Annotated in this window: 17 protein-coding genes and 1 pseudogene; 11 read left to right on the forward strand and 7 right to left on the reverse strand. The window is 41.1% G+C overall.

Going from position 1 to position 18,230, the window contains the following annotated elements:
* Nucleotides 1-2,402, forward strand: a 2,402-nt coding sequence (locus tag Q0O89_RS08295; RefSeq protein ID WP_293731236.1) for a YadA-like family protein, incomplete at its 5' end; no start/stop codon positions are given.
* A gap of 234 nt (nt 2,403-2,636) precedes the next feature.
* Here the strand turns inward: Q0O89_RS08295 and ytfE are convergent.
* Nucleotides 2,637-3,305, reverse strand: coding sequence for an iron-sulfur cluster repair protein YtfE (gene ytfE, locus Q0O89_RS08300; RefSeq protein ID WP_293731238.1), 669 nt, complete (start codon nt 3,303-3,305; stop codon nt 2,637-2,639).
* Between the two features lie 211 nt (nt 3,306-3,516).
* Here ytfE and nrdR point away from each other — a divergent pair, with 211 nt between their 5' ends.
* The 4 genes from nrdR (at nt 3,517) to Q0O89_RS08320 (ending at nt 7,183) form a co-directional block, all read left to right on the forward strand.
* Entirely contained in the window at nt 3,517-3,966 is a 450-nt protein-coding gene (gene nrdR / locus Q0O89_RS08305) for a transcriptional regulator NrdR (protein WP_273315458.1), read from the forward strand.
* A gap of 2 nt (nt 3,967-3,968) precedes the next feature.
* Nucleotides 3,969-5,099, forward strand: coding sequence for a bifunctional diaminohydroxyphosphoribosylaminopyrimidine deaminase/5-amino-6-(5-phosphoribosylamino)uracil reductase RibD (gene ribD / locus Q0O89_RS08310; RefSeq protein ID WP_293731240.1), 1,131 nt, complete (start codon nt 3,969-3,971; stop codon nt 5,097-5,099).
* Nucleotides 5,092-6,153 carry an outer membrane-stress sensor serine endopeptidase DegS gene (gene degS / locus Q0O89_RS08315; RefSeq protein ID WP_273315464.1) on the forward strand — a complete coding sequence of 354 codons (1,062 nt, stop codon included), beginning with the start codon at nt 5,092-5,094 and terminating at the stop codon, nt 6,151-6,153. Before ribD ends, degS begins: the two co-directional genes overlap by 8 nt.
* Before the next feature lie 76 nt (nt 6,154-6,229).
* The gene (locus Q0O89_RS08320; RefSeq protein WP_293731242.1) at nt 6,230-7,183 is read left to right on the forward strand and encodes an oxidoreductase; all 954 of its coding nucleotides are present in this window, start codon (nt 6,230-6,232) and stop codon (nt 7,181-7,183) included.
* 198 nt (nt 7,184-7,381) lie between these two features.
* Here the strand turns inward: Q0O89_RS08320 and purR are convergent, their stop codons facing one another.
* The 5 genes from purR to Q0O89_RS08345 form a co-directional block, all read right to left on the reverse strand.
* Nucleotides 7,382-8,386 (reverse strand): HTH-type transcriptional repressor PurR, encoded by a 1,005-nt coding sequence (gene purR / locus Q0O89_RS08325; protein ID WP_293731244.1) that lies wholly within the window; start codon nt 8,384-8,386, stop codon nt 7,382-7,384.
* A gap of 292 nt (nt 8,387-8,678) precedes the next feature.
* The gene (gene can, locus Q0O89_RS08330; protein WP_293731245.1) at nt 8,679-9,368 is read right to left on the reverse strand and encodes a carbonate dehydratase; all 690 of its coding nucleotides are present in this window, start codon (nt 9,366-9,368) and stop codon (nt 8,679-8,681) included.
* Nucleotides 9,369-9,401: 33 nt separating this feature from the next.
* Entirely contained in the window at nt 9,402-10,763 is a 1,362-nt protein-coding gene (gene ppnN / locus Q0O89_RS08335) for a nucleotide 5'-monophosphate nucleosidase PpnN (protein WP_293731247.1), read from the reverse strand.
* A 27-nt stretch (nt 10,764-10,790) separates the two neighbouring features.
* Complete coding sequence (gene queF, locus Q0O89_RS08340; RefSeq protein ID WP_293731248.1) at nt 10,791-11,627, reverse strand: NADPH-dependent 7-cyano-7-deazaguanine reductase QueF; 837 nt, start codon at nt 11,625-11,627, stop codon at nt 10,791-10,793.
* Entirely contained in the window at nt 11,624-12,406 is a 783-nt protein-coding gene (locus tag Q0O89_RS08345) for a Zn-ribbon-containing protein (protein ID WP_293731250.1), read from the reverse strand. Before Q0O89_RS08345 ends, queF begins: the two co-directional genes overlap by 4 nt.
* A 68-nt stretch (nt 12,407-12,474) precedes the next feature.
* Here Q0O89_RS08345 and Q0O89_RS08350 point away from each other — a divergent pair, with 68 nt between their 5' ends.
* Together Q0O89_RS08350 and truC are read left to right on the forward strand one after the other, a co-directional pair.
* Nucleotides 12,475-12,789 carry a YqcC family protein gene (locus Q0O89_RS08350; protein ID WP_293731258.1) on the forward strand — a complete coding sequence of 105 codons (315 nt, stop codon included), beginning with the start codon at nt 12,475-12,477 and terminating at the stop codon, nt 12,787-12,789.
* Entirely contained in the window at nt 12,786-13,499 is a 714-nt protein-coding gene (gene truC, locus Q0O89_RS08355; RefSeq protein WP_293731252.1) for a tRNA pseudouridine(65) synthase TruC, read from the forward strand. Before Q0O89_RS08350 ends, truC begins: the two co-directional genes overlap by 4 nt.
* Before the next feature lie 335 nt (nt 13,500-13,834).
* Here truC and Q0O89_RS08360 read toward each other — a convergent pair whose 3' ends face one another.
* Nucleotides 13,835-14,839: an ornithine carbamoyltransferase gene (locus tag Q0O89_RS08360; RefSeq protein ID WP_293731253.1), complete on the reverse strand. Its 1,005-nt coding sequence runs from the start codon at nt 14,837-14,839 to the stop codon at nt 13,835-13,837.
* 74 nt (nt 14,840-14,913) lie between these two features.
* Between Q0O89_RS08360 and Q0O89_RS08365 the strand changes: the two genes are divergently transcribed.
* From Q0O89_RS08365 to Q0O89_RS08380, 4 genes and pseudogenes are all read left to right on the forward strand, one after another.
* Nucleotides 14,914-15,072, forward strand: coding sequence for a YoaH family protein (locus Q0O89_RS08365; protein ID WP_293731255.1), 159 nt, complete (start codon nt 14,914-14,916; stop codon nt 15,070-15,072).
* An 11-nt stretch (nt 15,073-15,083) separates the two neighbouring features.
* Nucleotides 15,084-16,778 (forward strand): protein-disulfide reductase DsbD, encoded by a 1,695-nt coding sequence (locus Q0O89_RS08370; protein ID WP_293731256.1) that lies wholly within the window; start codon nt 15,084-15,086, stop codon nt 16,776-16,778.
* A gap of 9 nt (nt 16,779-16,787) precedes the next feature.
* Complete coding sequence (locus tag Q0O89_RS08375) at nt 16,788-17,678, forward strand: Dyp-type peroxidase (protein ID WP_293731257.1); 891 nt, start codon at nt 16,788-16,790, stop codon at nt 17,676-17,678.
* 200 nt (nt 17,679-17,878) lie between these two features.
* A pseudogene (locus tag Q0O89_RS08380) lies at nt 17,879-17,968 on the forward strand (DoxX family protein); the annotation flags it as partial.
* Between the last annotated feature and the right edge of the window lie 262 nt (nt 17,969-18,230).

Raw genomic sequence — 18,230 nt, forward strand, 5'->3', positions numbered from 1 at the left:
TAAATGACAAGATCAACGCATTGCGTAACGGCGAAGCAGGTCCTGTGGTTTATACTGATGCAGATGGCAAACGCTTAGAAAAAGCGAACGACGGTAAATACTACCTAGCAAACCAAGTGAATTCAGATGGTACAACTGTTGCTGGTGCAACCGCAGTAGCAAGCCCAATTGCTTCTGTCGTGAATCCAGATGGTTCAACGGCTGCTCCTGTGAAGCTTGGCAATATTGCAAACGCAGCCACCACTTATGGTGACAATGGCGACTTGGTGAAAGTAGGTGATGTTTACTACAACAAAGCAGACTTGATCGACGGTCAGCCAAAAGCTGATGCTGTAGTTGTTCCAGCTGCCAAAGCGGGTATCGCAAATCTAGATGCAGCAGCGTCAAATACTGCGTTAACGGTAGCAGATGCGAAGAACTTGGGTTGGGTATTAACCACACCAAACAACAACTACAACGAAGCAGTAAACAATGCTGACCAAGTGAACTTTGTTGGTACTGGTGGCGTAAATGTTAGTGGTAAAACTAACGCAACCACAGGTGCTTATGTAGTTGAAGTGGCGCTATCTGAAGCAGGTAAACTAAAACTTGCTGAAATGAAAGCGGCAGCAGGAGATGCAACGCTTGCAACTAATGCAGGTAAAGTAGCTGTTGAGGCAAATGATGCAGGCTTCGTTGGTGCGAAAAACATCGCTGATATGATCAACGGTGCAGGTTGGAAGACCAACTCAACTACAGCAACTGGCGGTGCGAAGGATACCCTGATCAGCGCAGGCGATGTAGTGAACTTTGAAGCTGGTAAGAACATTCAAGTTATTCAAACAGTGAATGCAACTACTGGTGCAGTAAGCTATACCTATGCAACCGCTGACAAAGTATCATTTGATGAAATCACCCTAGGTGATAAAGCAAATGGCAAAACCACCATCACCAATGCAGGCACAGTTGTGACTGACAAAGATGGCAATATCGCAACTTACGATGCTAATGGTTTAACTGTTAAGGATGCTAATGGTAATAAGGCGATCACGTTAGTGAGTGATGCTGCAGGCCCTAGCCTGAACTTTGCGAAAAATGCAGATGGTACAGGTACAGGTAAGATTACTGGTGTAGCAGCAGGTGATATTACTCCTAATAGTACAGATGTAGTGACTGGTGCACAAATCTATGCGTTCACTGGTGGTCTTAAACCGACAGCTAACCATACTATTAAAAACCCAGATGGTTCAACGACTAATGTAAGTAATGTAGTTGTTGCTCCAGTTGAGCGTAATGTGGTGAATGATGACGGTACTCCGAAATTGGATGCGCAGGGCAACAAAGTTACAGAAACAGTTAAAGAAGTCTTGATGAAGACTTATAACGTATACGGTAACACCGAGTATGTTTCTAACTCTGCGGCTACAGCTATCTATAATATGAATGAACAAGGTATCAAGTTCTTCCATACAAATGATGGCACAGCACGTCCAGAAAGAGAAAAAGACAATACTGTTGACTCAAGCGCATCAGGTGCTTATGCAACTGCAGTGGGTGTTCAGGCGCAAGCGACTGGAACAAATGCTGTCGCAATGGGTAAAGGTGCAACAGCAACAGGTGAAAACTCAATTGCTATCGGTACAGGTAACCAAGTTGAAGCATCAAAATCTGGTGCATTCGGTGACCCTAACATCATCATGGGTAAGACATCAGATAACGTTGCAGTATCTGGCAGCTATGCGATCGGTAACGATAACGTGATTAACTCAAGCAATACTTTTGTATTGGGTAATGATGTAAACAATAGAGGTAACGAGAATGGTAAGCCGGTTGCAATGGGTGATACCGTTGAAAACTCTGTTTACTTAGGTAACAAAACAACCGCAACTGCAGGCGATGGTAGCAAAACAGGTACCCTCAAAAACCGTAAACAAGATGGTTCAGAAGGTACAACAACGACAGCAGGCTCAACAGGTACTGTTTCATCTGCGAAAGTGGGTAACATGACTTACGGTGGCTTTGCGGGTGCGAAAGCTCATGGCGTGGTTTCTGTGGGGGCAGCGGGTAAGGAGCGTCGTATCCAAAATGTCGCAGCGGGTGAAATCTCTGCAACATCAACGGATGCGATTAACGGTAGCCAGTTATATAGTGTGGCTTCTAACTTAAATAACAAGATTAACCGTTCAAATAAAGAACACCGTGCAGGTATCGCCGGTGCGAATGCCGCAGCAGGTTTACCGCAAGTTTACACACCGGGTAAATCAATGGTTGCCGCTTCAGCCGGTACGTACAAAGGTCAATCTGCTCTTGCAGTAGGTTACTCACGATCTAGTGATAATGGTAAAGTTATCTTGAAACTTCAAGGTAACACCAACACCAGTGGTGACTTCGGTGGCTCGGTCGGTGTAGGTTACCAATGGTAATCTCTCTTTAAGAGTTAACCTGATAGAAATGAAAACTCCACCCAAGCGGGTGGAGTTTTTTTTATAAAGTATGGCAACCTATGAAAACATCTTATACAATATTAGGGTCTGTTTATCTTTCAATAAAAAGCTCCGCCGCAGCCTTTTATTGAAAGATAAACAGACCCTAGTATTAAAGAATCTTTGTTGCATTTTCCTAATATTGAGAAAATAGCTATTGGCATTGCTATTTGTTTAGGCATCTGCGCGTACGCGTGGGAATAAAATATTATTTTCCAAATGCGTATGCTCCATTAAATCTTCTGCAAATTTTGCTACACCCGCATAAAGTGCCAACCAAGATGAGCAAGCATCAGCCGGTGGGGTAAAATTGTTAGTTAAGGATGTTAATACTTCAAGTTGTTCACCCATTCCTTCATGTTCCATTTCCATAACACGAATTGGCATGCAAGCCATGGCATAATTTCCCGCACAAATCATTGGAAAGAGGATTTGTTCTTCTTTCATCATATGTTGGCGAAGCTCGTCATAAATTTCTTGCAAAGCTGCCATTAAACCAATAGGCGCGTCTTCGCGATCGCCATGCACGCGTTCTACTTTTTCGACTAATTCAATTAATTCGGGTAATTGGGCACGATGTCCTTCATGGAAACGGCTGACTAAATAAGTGGTGAAATCTACATAACTTGCTTGTGTCCAGTCAGTTCCTTCTTTGGCATTAACTTGTTGTAATTCTGCTAAACGAGTTTCTAACTCCTGAATATTGATACCCTTTCTTTCTGCAACTAATGCCAATTCTGCAGAACCGCCACAACAAAAATCTAATTTATATTCGCGGAAAAGTTTAGTAGCCCCAGGAATGGCAACGGCGAGTTCGCCAATTTTTTGATTTGCAAATGACATAATAAAATCCTTATGTGTCAGTCTATGTTTAAAGTTGATATAAATAGTAAGGTATTTTATTGCTAAATGCAAAATTAAAAACAAAAAAGTTAAAAAATATTCTTTACACAATTTATTAAGTTATTTCCATAAGTCATATGATTGTATCGAATTATAAGATAAATTTTGATAGACTAAACCAAACTCTTTGCAAAGATGTTAAGGAAAATTTATGCGTTGTCCATTTTGTTCGACAGAAGAAACGAAAGTCATTGATAGCCGTTTAGTTTCGGAGGGGTATCAAGTTCGCCGCCGCCGTGAATGTACAAATTGTCATGAACGCTTTACAACTTTTGAAACTGCAGAACTTGTTGTACCTAAAATTATAAAAACCGATGGTTCTCGAGAGCCTTTCAACGAAGACAAATTACGCCGTAGTATGCAACATGCTGTAGGCAAGCGTCCGGTGAGTGAAGATGATCTCGAGAAATCCATTGGTCATATCATTCATTATTTACAAGCCACAGGAGAACGAGAAGTGCCAAGTAAACTTGTGGGCAATTTAGTGATGGATGAGCTGAAAAAACTGGATAAAGTTGCCTATATTCGTTTTGCATCTGTCTATCTAAGTTTCGACGATATCAATGAGTTCAGCAAAGAAATTGAGAAATTAAAGGATTAACTATGAGCCAATTTACCCTACAAGATGAGCAATTTATGCAACTGGCTATTGATTTAGCTAAACAAGGTCGTTTTACCACCACACCTAACCCATCAGTCGGCTGTGTATTAGTGAAGCAGGGAAATATTGTGGGGAAAGGTTTTCACTATAAAGCCGGGGAACCGCATGCAGAAGTGGTAGCATTACGCGAAGCCGGGAAAAATGCTCAAGGTGCCACCGCTTATGTCACCCTTGAACCTTGTTCCCATTATGGACGCACACCGCCTTGTGCCTTAGGATTAATCAATTCCGGGGTGGCTAAAGTGATTGCGGCGATGGAAGATCCTAATCCGGCCGTCGCAGGACGTGGATTGAAAATGCTCAAGGAAGCCGGGATTGATACGGCAGTTGGGTTGTTGTCAGAAAAAGTAGAATGGTTGAATAAAGGCTTTTTAAAACGTATGCGCACAGGTTTGCCTTTTGTACAATTGAAATTGGCGATGAGTTTAGATGGTCGGACGGCAATGGCAAATGGGGAAAGTCAATGGATTACGGGGGCGCAAGCGCGTGCAGATGTGCAAATCGGGCGTGCACAAGCTTCAGCGATCCTGTCGACCGGGGTGACCGTGGAAATGGATAATCCTAGCTTAAATGTTCGTTGGGCTGAACTTCCTGATGAGATTAAAGGGGGGTATCCGGCTGAAAATGTACGTCAACCCGTGCGTGTGATTTTAGATTTCCAGCATCGTGTAAAATCTCATCATAAATTATTTGAAACAACATCGCCTGTTTGGTTAGTAAGCGATAGACCGCGTGATTTAACGGATTTCCCTGATTTTTGTGAAGAAATTATTGTGGAGATCACTGAAGAACCGACAACGCTTTTTAATGTGATGAGCATTTTAGGACAGCGTCAAATTAATACGATTTGGGTTGAAGCCGGCGCTACGTTAGCCGGGGCATTAATCGAAGAAAATTTAGTGGATGAATTAATTGTCTATATTGCACCAAAACTATTAGGCGATAACGCACGTGGATTGTGTCGCTTACCCAATTTAACAGAGTTAAAAGAGGCGCCAAAATGGTATTTACAAAGTGCGGTTCAAATTGGCAATGATTTAAAAACCGTTTATACAAGGGAAGAGAATGATTAAGAAATTATTACAAGCGGCTTTAATCGGGCTGGTTTGTGCCGCGCTAATTTTGTTTGTTTCCCCACGTTTTATGGGAAATTCCTTATTGCCGTTAACGAATGAAGTGATGTCTTTTAAACAGGCGGTACGTCTAGCGGCCCCGGCGGTAGTGAATGTTTATAATCAATCTTTTATTAGTGAAAATAATTTAGATGCCGGTGATGTGGTGACAAGCGAACTTGGTTCGGGCGTGATTATGTCTAAAGATGGATTGGTTGTGACCAATAAACATGTTATTCAAATGGCGGATCAGGTGATCATTTTGCTTCAAGATGGTCGGGCTTTTGAAGCCACATTAGTCGGCGTGGACAGTTTAACGGATCTGGCTGTTTTACGTATTCACGGCGAAGATTTACCTACAATTTTGCAAAATCCTAAGCGTCTTGTTCATGTTGGGGACATTGCTTTAGCTATTGGAAACCCTTATAACTTAGGACAAAGCGTGTCACAAGGGATTATTAGCGGTACGGGGCGAAATGCCATTGGTGAAACAGTTGGCCGCCAAAATTTTATTCAAACGGATGCGTCGATTAATAGAGGCAACTCCGGAGGGGCATTAATTAATTCTCTGGGGGAATTAATTGGGATCAATACGCTAACAATTGGGAAAAATAATGTGGAATCGGCGGAAGGGCTTGGCTTTGCGATTCCAATTAGTATAGTCAATGACGTTATGCACCGTATTCTAAGAGATGGGCGCGTGATTCGTGGTTATTTGGGGGTGAGTACGAATATTTTGTACAGCAATGGTCAAGAGCGCGATTATGGCGAAGGGATTATGATTGATGCGGTTAAACCTAATGGACCTGCGCAAAAAGCAGGGTTAAAAGACAATGATATCATCTTAAAGTATGCGGATCAGAATATAGGTTCTCCTTCTCAATTAATGGATTTGATTAGTAATACCAGACCGAATACCACCGTACCTTTGCTGATTTTGCGTGGTGAAAAACAACTTATCATCCCTGTGATGATAGAAGAATACCCGGAAGATGATGTGTACTCAGAGCCATAATGGGCGTACTTTTCTGCTAGAACATCAGCTGAAATATCAGTAAAATAGCCCACTATTTATAAGTGAGATAATAAAAATGACGACATTAAATATTGCCATTGCTGCAGAATTTGAACTTTGTGAGAAACTGAGTGAACATCTGGCTCAAAGTGATTTAAATATCCATAAATTAGCGATCGTTGAAATAATTCCTTTTAACGAAGAACAAGGGGTACGTTTTAATAATAAAGCCGTGGCGCAATTGACCACCGAAGAGGTAGATTGGTCAGATTTTGATTATTTACTTTTTGCCGGCAACACCTCTCAAGCGGCGCAAATTGCCAATGCAGCGGAAGCCGGTTGTATTGTGATTGATATGAAAGGGGTGACTGCGAATATCGCCGGTGTGCCTGTTGTTGTACCCACGGTAAATGATGAGGCTATTGAGGCTATTCAACAACGTAATATTGTGGCAATACCGGATCCACAAGTGAGCCAATTAGCACTAAGTTTGTCACCACTTGTTGAGCAAACGCAATTAGATCAGATTGTCGTGACATCAATGTTACCGGCTTCTTATACGGATGGTGAAACGGTATCGAAATTAGCCGGGCAAACGGCACGCTTATTAAATGGTATTCCTTTAGAGGAAAATGAACAGCGTTTGGCGTTTGATGTTTTCCCACAAAGTGCGGTGAATTTAAGCCAACAATGGCAAAAGATCTTCCCTGCAACCAATGTGGTCTTTCATTCTATTCAAGTACCTGTTTTTTACGGAATGGCGCAAAAAGTGACCGCACTTTCTGCTTATGAATTAGATGAAGAAGCATTGCGACAACGATGGGAAGAAAATTCGTTGATTCAGGTGGAAGAAAATTTGATAACACCGGTATTAAATGGTGAGCAAGAGAGTAGTGAAGATATCGTTAAATTGCATTTAAGCCAATTAAGTGCGGTGGAAAATGGATTGGAATTTTGGTCTGTTGCCGATGAACAGCGTTTTAATCTCGCTTATTTAGCCGTGAGATTATTGGAACGTATGGTGAAATAGAAGATAAAAACCTATCGAATTATCGATAGGTCAGACCGTTGACAAACCCTATACGAGCCGTATAGGGTTACATAATCTGAGCCGCTCTGCGGCTCTTCTATTCAGCCCCAGCGGGGCTGGGTTTAACGAACCTAGCACGGCCCGTGCTAGGTGGTTCCCCAAAGATGAGCTTTGTCAGCAGTCTAATAGGTTTTTTTATTAGTTAATTTTTTTTACCGATTGACGAATCACTAATTCAGGATGAATTTCAATGGTACAGCGTTCATCTGATTTATTGTTAATACGGTCAAATAAGAGTTTTAACGCTTGCTCACCTAAACGCGCTTTAGACTGGTGAATAGTGGTTAAAGGCGGTGCGCAGAAACGCGAAATATGCACATTGTCATAACCGATAATCGAAATATCATCAGGAACACGTAACCCTTTTTCGGTAATGGCTGAAATGGCACCAAACGCCATAATGTCATTACAACAAAATACGGCAGTGGGACATTTCGGTTGCGAGAGCAAGCGGTTCATACATTCATAGCCATCTTCAGGTTCAAAGGAACCTTCCAATAACCAATCAGGGTTCATTTGTAGCCCAGCTTCATGTAACGCTTTTAAAAAGCCTTCATAACGTTTTCTTGCGGTCGTTTTGCTTAATTCAGCACTTAAATAACCAATTTCAGTGTGGCCGTTATCCACTAAATATTTTCCGGCTAAATAGCCTCCCTCAAAGCTATTGTCTAAAATACGATCTGTATTAGGATTTAATGGCCCCCAGTCCATAACGACCATCGGGATGGCATTAAACCCTTTAAGCAAATCTAAACTATCCGCTTTGTACTCAGAACACATCACCAAAATACCATCCACACGCTTTTTAGCTAGCATATCCATATGATTTTTGATTTTTTCAGGGTTATTTTGGGTATTACATAAAAAGAGGGAATAGCCTTGACGATAACATTGATCTTCAACAGCATGAATAATTTCAGCAAAGTAAGGGGCTTCACTGGTCGTGACAATCATTCCAATCGATTTTGTGGTATTGACTTTTAAACTACGCGCTACCGCACTGGGTGAATAGCGTAATTCTTCAATGGCCTTTAATACAATCTGTTTGGTTTCTTCTGCCACATGACGAGTTTCATTAATAACATGTGATACAGTTGTGGTTGATACACCTGCTAATTTTGCAACATCTTTAATCGTAGCCATAGCATTCTCCTTTAAAAATTTGCCCTATTATATCCACAATAACCCAAAATGAATATGGAAAAATGACAGATAACTGCTAGAATGCAATCGTTTAGCAATAAAAATTAATGAGGAAAAAAATGAGCGATTTTGGTTACTCAATGATGATGACATTATTATCATTAGCACTGATTATTGTTTTGGCTGTTTCTATTTTTTAATTTGAAATGAGAATTGAGACAAGGCACATAGCGTTAATTTATACATAGATAAAACCGCACTTAAATTGATTTTCTTAAGTGCGGTTTTATTTTTAGCTATTTTCAGGCTCTTCTTTTTTGAAAATATCCTCTTCTTCCAAGGTTTGTAAACGTGCGATAGCGTTACGATAAGATATTTCAAGGCTTTCTCGACTTGTGGCCAATACACCTTGGTCAATTAAATAACCATCACTGACATCATAAACCCAGCCATGTAATGATAATTTTGCGCCACGCGCCCAAGCGTCTTGCACAATGGAAGAGCGACCTAAGTTATACACCTGTTCGGCAACATTGAGCTTGGTGAGCATATCCGCGCGTTTTTCAGGGGATAATTTGCCGATTAAACTACTGTGTTTAAACCAAATATCGCGAATATGTAGCAACCAGTTATTCGCCAGCCCCACATCTTGCTTTGTGATCGCTGCTTTGATCCCCCCACAATTGGTATGACCGCAAATAATAATATGCTCAATATTTAGCACATCCACCGCATATTGCACCACGGATAAACAGTTTAAATCCGTATGGATCACTTGGTTGGCGATATTTCGGTGAACAAATAATTCCCCCGGCCCTAGATTGGTTAATTTTTCCGCAGGAACACGGCTGTCCGAACAACCGATCCAAAGAAAATCCGGTGTTTGACGTTCAGCAAGCTCGCGAAAATAATCGTCATTTTCTTCGCGCATTCGGATTGCCCAACTGTGGTTGTTGGCAAAAAGTTGTTCAATTTTTTTCATAAGCTTTCCTTTAAAGTGACAGCAAATTAGAGATTACGAAATTTCATAGCAAGGCACATAGGCATCGCCTGTTGGCAATTTCATACGATGTTGTTCAACAAAACTTTGCAATAAAATATCCATTTTTTTCATCAGATTTTCATCGCCGCGTAATTGAAATTTTCCGTATTTTTCAATGTTATCTTGGGTTTCCGACTTAATATTTCCCGCAACAATACCCGAAAAGGCACGGCGTAAATTTGCCGCTAAATCCACAGCACTTTGGTTTAAGTGCAGGTTTAAATTTGCCATATTGTCATGGGTTGGAATAAACGGATGTTGGAATTCAGGATCGATTTTTAATGACCAGTTAAATCCATAGCTGTCCGCATTATCATAACGTTGTTTTTTCACATCAATCATGGCGTTACGCATATGGCGCGCCACCGCGGCAGGATCATCAATGATGATTTCATATAATTTCTGCGCTTCCTCGCCCAACGTTTCTCCCACAAAACGGTCAATCGCAGCAAAATAATCGGCACATTCTTTGGGACCCGTGAGAATTAACGGCAAATGTTGGGTTTGATTTTCAGGGTTCAGTTTAATGCCCAAAATAAACATAAATTCTTCAAAGGTGCCCGGGCCGCCTGGGAAAATAATAATACCATGTCCCATGCGCACAAAGGCTTCAAGGCGTTTTTCAATATCGGGCATAATAATCAATTCATTGACAATCGGGTTAGGCGGCTCGGAGGCAATAATCGATGGCTCAGTAATACCAATAAAACGCCCATTTTTGAAGCGTTGATTAGCATGTCCGATTGCCGCCCCTTTCATTGGTGCTTCCATCACGCCCGTCCCACAACCTGTAATAATATTAAGCTCACGATGCCCAAGCTCTAAACCGACCGCGCGGCAATATTGATATTCTGTTTGGCTGATAGAATGTCCGCCCCAACACACCACCAAATTCGGTTCTTCGCCTACGATCAGGGCTTTCGCGTTGCGCAAAATACTAAAAACCTGATTTGTGATGGTTTCGCCCGTTTGTGCTTCGTTTAAGCCAAAACGTTGCATCATTGCGTTTACAAATAAAATATCCCGTAACACCGCAAAAAGATGATATTGAATATTACGAATCATCACATCATCCACAAACGCCGTTTCGGGTGGATTGTGTAATTCCAACGCCACACCACGTTCACGGGCAAGCAGCTGAATATCAAAATCAGCATATTTGCCCAACAATGCACGGCTATCGTCTGTGACTGCGCCCGAGTTTAATACGGCGAGAGAGCAGTTGCGGTAGAGCTGATAAAGCGGCGATTGTGCTTGTTTGGTTAATTGTTCCACTTCAGCATGGGACAGCAAATCCATACTGCCTTTTGGGTTAACGTAGTGAATATGGCTCATATTTAAAATCCTTTTAAATTGTTTTCATTACTGACGTGCAAGGCGATTGTTTTGCGGCACGGTTTCAAAATTGGAGCGGAAAGGATTAATATCCAAACCACCGCGGCGCGTGTAGCGTGCGTAAACGCTGAGTTTTTCCGGCTTAGCAAAGGTCATTAAATCGCAAAAAATCCGTTCTACACATTGTTCGTGGAATTCATTATGCTGGCGGAAAGACACGAGATAACGCAACAATTTTTCCCGATCAATTTGTTTGCCTACATAATGAATTTGCACCGATCCCCAATCGGGTTGGCTGGTAATTAAGCAGTTTGATTTCAGCAGATGGCTAACAAGCGTTTCTTCCACCGTATTTTCATTTACGCTATTTTCCAAAATGCCGGCATCAAAACCATAATCGTCAATTTCAATATCCTGCTCATCAATACATTCGCCCTGTAATTGAGCAATCGGTTGCGCATTATAAAACGCCAGCGGATTTAACCGCACTTTGACATCCCCTTTGGCACATTCGCTTAAATCTTGCTGCATAATGCGTTGAACTTCGTCAAATGTGCTAAATTTGGTTTGGTTAAAGCTATTTAAATACAATTTAAAACTTTTCGACTCAATCAAATTTTCAGAGCGAAAATCAATTTCAACATCGGCGATCGCCACTTGCGGCAACCCTTTAGGATTGAGCCAAGAAATTTCATAAGCGGTCCAAATATCGCTACCTTGAGTGAAAGGCTGTTGTGCGGTAATGCCTAATCCATTACGGTTTAACGCACGTGGTACAGGTTGTAACAATGTGCGGTCATATTCCGCTTTATATTCGGTCTTTTGTCCTAATTTGAGATCTTTTAGTTGGCTTTCGTAATTCATAAAAAGTTCCAAGAGAGATTTGATACTAAACGGCAATCATCGCATTTAAAATAGAAAAGGTCAAAAAGTGGTTGCGCTAATTGCCAGTCGCCGCCGCATTTTGGACATTTTCGCGCTAACTCGCTGTCTAAATCCTTGCCGCCTACTCGGTATAAATAATAGAACGTTGGAATTTGTGTTTCTTGTTCAATTTCTTGGGCAAGGTAATAACCATGTTTGAAAGTGTTACTCTGAATCTCAGAAATTTCTGCTAATGCCTGACTTTCTAGCACCGTTCCGTTCATTTGTAATTGATCGCAAGCCTGCCAATTTTCTTGCCATTTTATCAAATCCATACTTAAGTGCGGTTGATTTTTGAGCTGTTTATACAAAGGAATGGGGGCTAAACGATCGCCGCTGTGTAACGGTGAACAGACTTGCAAGTGTGTGGTATAAAGCACTTGCCATTCGGGTTTTTCTTGCTCAAAAGTGACATCTGAATTTAAATCTTCGCCCACAATTTGAAAACTGTCTAAAAATAAACCGCGCTCTTCCGCTTGCGCTAATGCCTGGTTCACTTCAACATTGTTATTTTCAAGCAACAGGCTGGATTGTTCCGGGCAAATAACACGTGTTCCCAATCCTATTTCACCTTCTTGTTCTGCCACGAAAACAGGAATTTCACGCCCAATAATTTGCCCATTATATCGCCACTGATCGATCACGCGATTGATAAAAGGAATTTGCGCTAATAGTGGCTCGGGGTGTTTATTTTGGAAAAATATTTCAACAAGGTACATTTTCTTTCTTAATTTCGTTAGAATACGTCAACATTTAACATCTTACCCCATTGAGAGAATTTATGCCAATTCGACAAAAAACACGCCAACATTTGACCGCACTTCAAGCGGTGATGAATGAACTGGATTTATGGCAAATAGAAGCGCCAAGTGAAGAAGCTTTCGCCAGCACAGAACCTTTTGCCATTGATCGAATGAGCGCGACGGAATGGCTGCAATGGATTTTTATTCCACGTATGCATGCGCTTTGTGAAAGCCAACATCCCTTGCCAAGCCAAATTGCCATTTCGCCTTACATTGAAGAAGCATTAAAAGAGCATGAGCGTTTACAAGATTTGCTCAAACCCTTGCTTGAATTAGAGGAATTGCTGAAAAATCAATGAGGTTAGAGATTCTTTATCAAGATGAATATCTTGTAGCGGTCAATAAACCGGCTGGCATGTTAGTACATCGCAGTTGGTTGGAGCGTCACGAAACCCAATTTGTGATGCAAACATTGCGCGATCAAATTGGGCAGCACGTTTTTCCTATTCATCGTTTAGATCGCCCGACATCAGGCGTGTTGTTATTTGCTTTAAATAGCGAAATAGCGCATTTACTTTGTCTTCAATTTGAAGGAAAAACCGTTAAAAAAAGTTATTTAGCCGTTGTTCGCGGTTATTTGACAGGTACTGCACAAATTGATTATCCCTTAAAAGTTCAACTGGATAAAATTGCAGATAAATTTGCGCAAGAGAATAAAGAGGCACAAAGTGCGGTCACTGATTACCAAAGTTTACAAACGGTTGAAATGCCTTGGGCAATTGGAAAATATCAAACGGCACGTTATTCTTTGGTGCGTCTAATGCCACAAACAGGGCGAAAACATCAATTACGCCGCCATATGAAACATATTTTTCATCCTATTCTGGGTGATACCCAATATGGTGATTTACATCAAAACCGTGGATTAAGCGAGAAAACAGGCGTGACAAGGCTAATGTTACATGCAGAAACATTAACCTTTCATCATCCGATAACACAAGAACCCATTGAGATCTGCGCAGGTTTGGATGAACAATGGCAAACCTTAATGACGGAATTTGGCTGGTAAGCAGTTGAAATATCCAGTGAATTTCGGCATAATAAAAACAAGGAACGGCGGGAACCGTTCCTTGTGTGGTTTCACTGCTTAGCCAGTCGTACTTCCTTTAAGCAACAGGCATAGCAGAATAATGATGACCCACTTAACTATTTTTATAGTTTTTTGTTTCATATTTTTATCCTAACGTAATGATTACACGAAAGGATCTACTAAGACAGCCCGACAGCTTGCGACTGGCGGACTGATTTTCGCAGATCCGCCAACTGTCAAATGACAGCAGTATCATTATAATAAAAGCCTATACATTTGTATAGGCTTTTGTCTATCGGTTTGTATATTAAACACTATCCCAAAGATGCGACCATCACGGCTTTAATCGTGTGCATACGGTTTTCTGCTTGTTCAAAAGCAATATTCATTGGGCTTTCAAAAACCTCTTCAGTGACTTCAATGCCATTAGCAAGAGCCGGGTATTTCGCCGCGATTTCTTGCCCAACGGTAGTTTCACAATTATGGAAAGCCGGCAAACAATGCATAAATTTCACATTTGGGTTACCTGTGCGTTGCATTAATTCCGGTGTCACTTGATATGGCATGAGTAAATCAATACGTTCACCCCAAGCTTCAATCGGTTCACCCATTGAAACCCAAATATCTGTATGGACAAAATCTACCCCTTTTACTGCAGTGTCAATATCTTCAGTGACGGTAATACGCGCGCCTGTTTCTTTGGCAAATTCTTGACACATTGTCACAAGACTTTCTTCAGGCAATAAGGCTTTTGGCGCACAAATACGCACATCCATACCTAATTTTGCTCCAATTAATAACAGAGAATTCCCCATATTATTGCGAGCATCTCCAATGTAAACATAACTGATTTCATTCAATGGTTTTGGACTGTGTTCCATCATGGTTAACACATCTGCCAACATTTGCGTGGGATGAAACTCATCGGTTAATCCATTGAAAACAGGCACACCGGAGTATTTGGCTAAATCGTTCACCACTTGTTGGCTAAAACCACGATATTCGATAGCATCATATAAGCGGCCTAATACGCGTGCGGTATCTTTAATGCTTTCCTTATGACCAATTTGGGATGAAACAGGATCGAGATAGGTGACATTTGCCCCTTGATCATAAGCAGCCACTTCAAAAGAGCAGCGTGTACGAGTTGAGGTTTTTTCAAAAATTAATGCAATATTTTTGCCTTTTAAACGAGGTTGTTCGGTTCCACTATATTTGGCTTGTTTCAAATCTTTGGCGAGATCTAACAGAAATTGGATTTCACGTGGTGTGTGATGGACTAAACTTAATAAATGACGATTTTTTAAGTTAAAAGGCATGATGTTTGCTCCTATCGTAGAATGATAATTTTTGCTATATTACTGCTTTTACAGGTTTTATTAAAGGGCAAATTATGTTGGACAATGCTTTATTAGGTTTAACTCACGAACAGCAACAGCAAGCAGTGGAACAAATTCAAGCGTTAATGGCACAAGGCATTCCGGCCGGTCAAGCTATTGCCATGGTGGCGGAAAAATTGCGTCAAAGCCATAAAGAAAATACAGCAAAATAAAGCAAAATAATATGAAACAGCTTTTTTTATTTTTCTCTTTTATTTTCACCGCACTTTTCGCGCAAGCCGGGTTGTTTGATAAAAAAACACCTGAATTTTTAAAAGCAGAGGAGGCTTTTCAGTTTTCTGCTATGCAGCAAGGGGAGGACTTGCGGTTAAATTGGCGTATTGCTGAGGGATATTATCTTTACAAAAAAGAAATTAGCGTCACTGCGGAAAAGGGGAGTGTAGGGGCGTTGCAGTTTCCGCAAGGGGAAATGCACCAAGATGAATTCTTTGGAAATGTAGAAATTTTTCGTGATGAACTTCATGTCAATGCAACCTTAGAAAATGCCATTGCAGATGACAAAATTACCGTCACTTATCAAGGTTGTACCACCGGTTTTTGTTATCCACCGGAAGAAAAAATCGTGGATTTAAGTGTGGTCAAAAAAACACAAGAAAATGCCACCGCGCTTTCTTTTCAGTCTAGCCGCCAAGAGCAGTTGGCACAAGACTTAAACCAATCCCTTTATTCCGTCTTTTGGTTCTTTTTGTTGGGGCTGGGATTAGCGTTTACGCCTTGCGTATTACCTATGTTACCACTGCTTTCAGCGGTTGTGATTGGGCAGGGCGAACGTCCAAATAGCACGCGAGCTTTTGGCTTAAGCTTGGTGTATGTGCAAGGGATGGCGTTAACCTATACGTTGTTAGGTTTGTTAGTGGTTTCCCTTGGCTTACCATTCCAAATTGCGCTACAAAGTCCTGAAGTCTTAATGAGCTTGTCAGTTTTATTTATTATCTTAGCTGCATCGATGTTTGGGGCTTTTGAGTTGAAGTTACCTAATGCGTTACAGAATAAATTGAATCAATGGAGTCAGAATCAGAAATCGGGCGCATGGGGCGGTGTCTTTGTGATGGGGATGATCGCAGGATTAGTGGCATCACCTTGTACAACCGCACCACTTTCAGGGGCGTTGCTTTATGTGGCGCAATCAGGGGATTTTTTGACGGGAGCGATGACCTTATATTTACTGGCATTAGGCATGGGCTTACCATTAATGTTAGTTACGCTTTTTGGCAATAAAATTCTGCCTAAATCCGGGGCGTGGATGATTATTGTCAAAGAGTTATTTGGCTTTGTTTTATTGATTTTACCCGTCGTTTTACTTGAACGCGTATTCCCAACTTATTCTGCTCAACTTTGGGTACTTTGGCTTTTAGCCTTTTGTTGTTGGGTGGCATCGAAAAAATATTGGATGGGTTTAGCTGTAACCTTTACGCTCTTTTTTGCTCTTCAATATTATGGGAATTCATTCCAATTAGTTGAAAAAAGTGCGGTGGAAAATAGGGAAGTTTCAGCGAACCATACGCCATTTATTCGTATTTCAAGCTATGGCGAATTACAACAAGCTTTAGCCGATAACCCAAAATCTATTGCAATGTTGGATTTATATGCGGATTGGTGTGTGGCATGCAAAGAGTTTGAAAAATATACCTTTAATGAACCATCGGTAAAAGCCGCATTTGAAAATGTGCTATTATTGCAAGTGGATATGACCAAAAATAGCCCGGAAAATAAGGCATTAATGGCAGAATTGAAGGTATTAGGTTTGCCGACCATTATTTTCTTTAATAAAAGTGGCGAAGAAATTCAAGGTTCGCGAATCACAGGGTTTATGGATGCGCAACCTTTTGCGGAATGGGTGAATCAATTAACAAAATAGGAGACGGTAATGACAGCTCAAAGTGGTATTTTATTGGAAGGCTGCAAAGCAGGGATTTATTTAGAGGCAAATGTATCAGATATTAGCGCATTGCCCACGGCAAGTCGCGCTTTCATCGCGCAATTACAGTCACTGCAAACTCAATCCCCTGAGGCGCATTTAGGCGCGACAGTGGCATTTGGTGACAAGGTATGGAAACAGCTTTCAACAGCAGGCAGCGCGCCTGAGTTAAAACCTTTTGTGACATTGGGCAAGGGCAATTTAATCGCACCGGCGACCCAATATGATTTGTTGGTGCATATTCAATCCAATCGCCCTGATGTAAACTTTACTTTGGCGCAAGCCGCGGTGAAATCTTTCCAAAGTGCGGTGGAAATTCAACAAGAAATTCACGGTTTCCGTTGGGTGGAAGATCGTGATTTAACCGGATTTATTGACGGCACAGAAAACCCGAAAGCTCAAGCGCGTGCGGAAGTCGGTTTAATTGCCAATGGCGAAGACGCAGACGGTAGCTATGTCTTTACTCAGCGTTGGGAACATGATTTACCAAAATGGGAAAAATTAAGCGTTGAAAAACAAGAAAATGTCATTGGGCGCACCAAAGCTGACAGCGTAGAACTTGAAGAAGTACCGGACACTTCACACGTTGGACGTACCGATGTGAAAGAAAACGGCAAAGGCTTAAAAATCTTACGCCAAAGCCTACCTTATGGCACAGCAAGCGGCACAAATGGCTTGTTCTTCATTGCTTATTGTGCCACCTTACATAACATCGAACAGCAATTACTGAGCATGTTTGGTGAACGAGATGGTAAAACCGACCGTCTTTTAGGTTTTACAAAACCGGTTACCGGGGCATATTATTTTGCGCCGTCTTTGGAGAAATTATTAGGATTGTAAGAAACAACCTAGAACTGTAACCTTATTCCGCCGCCGTGAATTGGCGGCGTTTTTTTTGAGCAACAAAAAAATTTTAATTGTTAACTAAAAAGAAAAAGTTCTTTCCATATTTGCCGATTGTTTCACAATAAGGTTTTATATATTATGCCCTCTCAATTTTTTCAAGATCATTTTTTTTACAAATTAAGGGAAAGTAAACAATGAACGGATTAAATAAATTCAGCCCTTATGTATTAGGTTTATTACGTATTATCGCAGGCTATATGTTCTTATTACACGGAACAGCAAAATCTGTAAAAAATAGTCACTGACAAATTATTTCCCATCTGCACCCAAAACGTTGATTAAAAACTAAGGCATGTTGATGTTTTGAGGTTGCAAAATCATCTTAATATCCCAGCATGGCAGAGCCATACTGGGTTATGCATAAATCAGTCCCTTTGGGGCTGAGAATTAGGCATAGTAGATGAAAGAGTTGGTTTTTATTTCTTTCTAATTATCACCAACAAAATTTCTGATCAGTATTAAGTTCTTGACGTTTCTTTTTAAACT

Source organism: uncultured Actinobacillus sp. (assembly GCF_945915845.1).
Taxonomy (GTDB): domain Bacteria; phylum Pseudomonadota; class Gammaproteobacteria; order Enterobacterales; family Pasteurellaceae; genus Exercitatus.